This window comes from Streptomyces sp. NPDC007901, from assembly GCF_042959465.1.
Lineage (GTDB): Bacteria > Actinomycetota > Actinomycetes > Streptomycetales > Streptomycetaceae > Streptomyces.
This window is the reverse complement of record NZ_JBIBKW010000080.1, coordinates 1-3479: the sequence shown is the minus strand read 5'-3', so window position 1 is coordinate 3479 and position 3479 is coordinate 1. Positions and strand designations below refer to the sequence as shown.

3 protein-coding genes are annotated in these 3479 nt (G+C 65.7%); all 3 read right to left on the bottom strand.

Annotated features, from left to right (window positions below):
- Window positions 1-64: 64 nt before the first annotated feature.
- Complete coding sequence (locus ACFZDK_RS55600) at window positions 65-580, bottom strand: hypothetical protein (protein ID WP_390987023.1); 516 nt, start codon at window positions 578-580, stop codon at window positions 65-67.
- A gap of 29 nt (window positions 581-609) precedes the next feature.
- Window positions 610-1863 carry an IS256 family transposase gene (locus ACFZDK_RS55595; protein ID WP_390987026.1) on the bottom strand — a complete coding sequence of 418 codons (1254 nt, stop codon included), beginning with the start codon at window positions 1861-1863 and terminating at the stop codon, window positions 610-612.
- Between the two features lie 78 nt (window positions 1864-1941).
- Window positions 1942-3479: group II intron reverse transcriptase/maturase (gene ltrA, locus ACFZDK_RS55590; protein WP_390987020.1), on the bottom strand; the 1538-nt coding region annotated here is incomplete at its 5' end.

Genomic DNA, 3479 nt, shown 5'->3' with positions numbered 1-3479 from the left:
GGAGTAATTGTCAAGATGTGTGGATGAGCAGGCTTGGGCAGGGTGAGGTCCCGAGCTTGTCTCGCTATTCGGCCGTGAAGTTGCTCGATTCCTCCCCGCGATACGGTATCCATCGGTATCCGGGCCGGAACACTTCGTAGTCGGCGCTCAGGTCAAGTTCCGCATGGAGCTTTTCGCTGAGTACGAGCCCGTGGATGCTGCCTTCGTTCAGTTCATCTGACCACTCGCACCTGAGCTCAGCAGGGTCCAGGAGTGATTCCGGATCCCAGCCGACTTTGGCGGCGACATATCCGTGGAACTGCGCGAGCAGTTCGTAGAGCTGGTGTCCCAGTTCGGTCAGGTCTGCTGCGGTGAGCTCGAATCTGGGGAGGCTGCCGTCCAGGCCACAATGCCAACTGACGGCCACGGGCAGGATCGAGAGCTCGATGTATGAGCCCACCTTCGCCAGCAGCGGCCGGTGGAGAGGGACGCGGTGGGCGCCCGCGCGAAGCACCCATGGCTTGGGGGCGATGCGGGCGGCAGCCTGTGCCGCCTCGGCGTCGTCGCCGAAGTTCACCACGAGCTCGAAACAGACAGCCACGGTTCTCCTGCCTCCCCAGCCCCACGGCCTCACGCGGCCCGTGTTTCGGTACGTTCGACGAGGATGCCATTCTCGAACCTGGCGCCCGCGCGAACCAGGGGCACCAGGTGGGATCCGGTGATCGCCCGCCAGCGGACCTGGGCGGACTCGACGAGCTTGAACACCATCGCGAGGGCTGCGGCCGGGCTTCCGGCGCCGCGGGTGACCTTGGTGCGGAGCTTGACCGTGGAGAAGGTCGACTCAATCGGGTTCGTGGTCCGCAGATGGATCCAGTGCTCGGCCGGGAAGTCGTAGAACGCCAGCAGTTCATCGGCGTCGTCGGTGATCTTCCCGACGGCCTTGGGGAACTTGGCGCCGTACGTCTTCGCGAACGCCTCGATCGCCTTCTCGGCGTGCGCGCGGTCCTCGGCGTTGCAGATCTCCCGCATCGCCGTCGTCGCGCCCGGCTGCGCGGACTTCGGCAGGGCGTTCGTGACATTCCGGGCCTTGTGGACCCAGCACCGCTGGTGCCGGGCAGCCGGGAACACCTCGGCCAGCGCCTTCCACAGCCCCATCGCGCCGTCACCGACGACCAGCTCGGGATCACGCATGCCGCGCCTGCGGCAGTCGCGCAGCAGGTCGGCCCACGACTCGGTCGACTCACGCAGCCCCTCGGCCAGCGCGATCAGCTCCTTGGTGCCGTCCAGACGCACGCCCATCAACACCAGGACGCAGGAGTGCGCCTGCCCGAGCCGGACCTTGGGGTGCACCCCGTCCGCCCACACATACACGTAGTCGGACCCGGCAAGGTCGCGCTGCTGGAAGGCGGCATGGTCGTCGCTCCACTGCTTCGTCAGCCGGGTCACGGTGGCCGGCGACAGACCGGCCGCCGAGCCAAGGAACTGCTCCAGCGCGGGCACGAAGTCCCCCGAGGACAGCCCGTGCAGGTAGAGCAGCGGCAGCACCTCACTGACCTTGGGCGACTTGCGGCACCACGGCGGCAGGATCTTCGAGGAGAACCGCATCCGCTCTCCGGTGGCCGTGTCCACCCGCTTGTCGTTCACACGCGGGGCCGTGACCTCGACCGGTCCGGCCGCAGTGGCCACGGTGCGGGGCCGGTGGTGGCCGTTGCGGACTACCAGGCGACGCCCGGCCTCATCCGTCGCGGCGGCCAACTCGGCTATGTACTGGTTGACTTCGGCCTCCAGCGCGGCGGCCAGCATACGCCGGGCGCCCTCGCGGACGATCTCGTCGATCAGGGAGCCGGACTCGGTGGAACCGTCGGCGTTCACTACGCTGAGCAGTCGGGTAGCCGGGACGCATTGCTGCATCCCGGCCCCCTCAGAACCGGACGTGCGAGTCATCCCCGCATCCGGCTCAAGCTAGCCTGTGGCTGCCTGTTGGGTGTCACGCCTTCGGTCACCAGCGTGAACCTGGCGATGACAGGTCGTGTGGATCAGCTCCAGGTTGCTCGGGTGGTCGCTACCGCCCTTGCTGCGGTAGGTCAGGTGATGCACGTGGATCGCCCGGAGGCTCCCTGTGAACCACTTGACCCAGTCCTGAACGTCGTCCGGGTCGAATCCGGCTCCGTCGATCAGATCCAGTCCGCACCTGGGACACAGCCCCCGCTGGCGGTAGGCGAGGGAGAGGACTTTCCTGGGCTCCCCCACGGCCTGCACCCGCTTGCGTCGACGGTTCCCCCAGTACTCTTCCAGCTCCGGATCATCGGGCGACGCATCGTCCTTGACCAGGGTGTGTCGCTGGATCGGCATCCAGGCGGCTTGTTGCAAGTAGTGCTCGGGAGTGCCGAACACCCACTTGCTGGACCTGCCTGGCTGGAACCTGCCCCAGTACCTCTGCTTGATCCATCCCCAGGGTTTGCGGCGATGCCGCCGCATAGCCCAACGCTTCAGGACCTCGAAGGTGTAGGCGTCCAGTTGGTTGAAGGTCTCCTTCGAACAGACTGTCCGGTAGTACGTGGACCAGCCACGCACGAAGGGTGACAGTGCCCTGACCAGGCTTTCCGTGGGCGAGCCACTGTTCTCCCTGGCCGTGGCACTGATCCTCTTCCGGGCTCTCTGTAGGGCGTCCCGGCTCGGCTTGATGATCAGCTTCTCGCGGAACCTGCCGACGTTGAACCCCAGGAAGTCCACCCCACTGGAGAGGTGCACCACCCTGGTCTTCTCCTCGTTGAAGGAGAGACCCCGAGGTTCGAGCCATGCGGCAAGGTCCTGCTTGGCCTTCATAGCCTCTTCCTCCGTGGTGCAGAGCACCACGAAGTCGTCGGCGTACCGAACCAGCGCCGGCGAGGTCGTCTTCGCGTTCCACGGACGGTTCGCCCCGATGACCTCTCCCATCCCATGGAGAGCGATGTTCATCAACAGCGGGCTGATGACGCCCCCTTGCGGGGTGCCTTCAGCCGTTGAGATGAACCGCCCGTCCTCCATGACTCCAGCTCTCAGCCATCCCCGGATCTGCCGTTGCCCTGGGAACAGGCCGATGGAGTCCAGGAGGTGCTGATGACTGATGTGGTCGAAGGCGGCCGACAGGTCGGCGTCGAGGACCCACAGCCGCTTGGCGGTCTTCCGCCCAGCGACATTGAAGATCATCTCTATGGCGTCCCAAGCTCCCCGTCCTGGCCTGAAGCCGTAGCTCCTGGCCTCGAACCTGGCCTCCCATTCCGGTTCCAGAGCGTTCTTGAACCTCGCCTGGTCGACCCGGTCCCGGATCACCGGGATACCCAGAGGGCGCCTCTTGCCGTTCGCCTTCGGGATGTACACGCGTCTTACGGGTTTAGGGTTGGATAGTGGGTCAGCAAGTATCTGCCGCACCATCTTCCCCCGCTTCTCAGGGGACAGAGCTTTCTGTCCGTCGATTCCCGCTGTCTTCTTTCCCGTGCTGACCTGGCAGACCCGCCTGA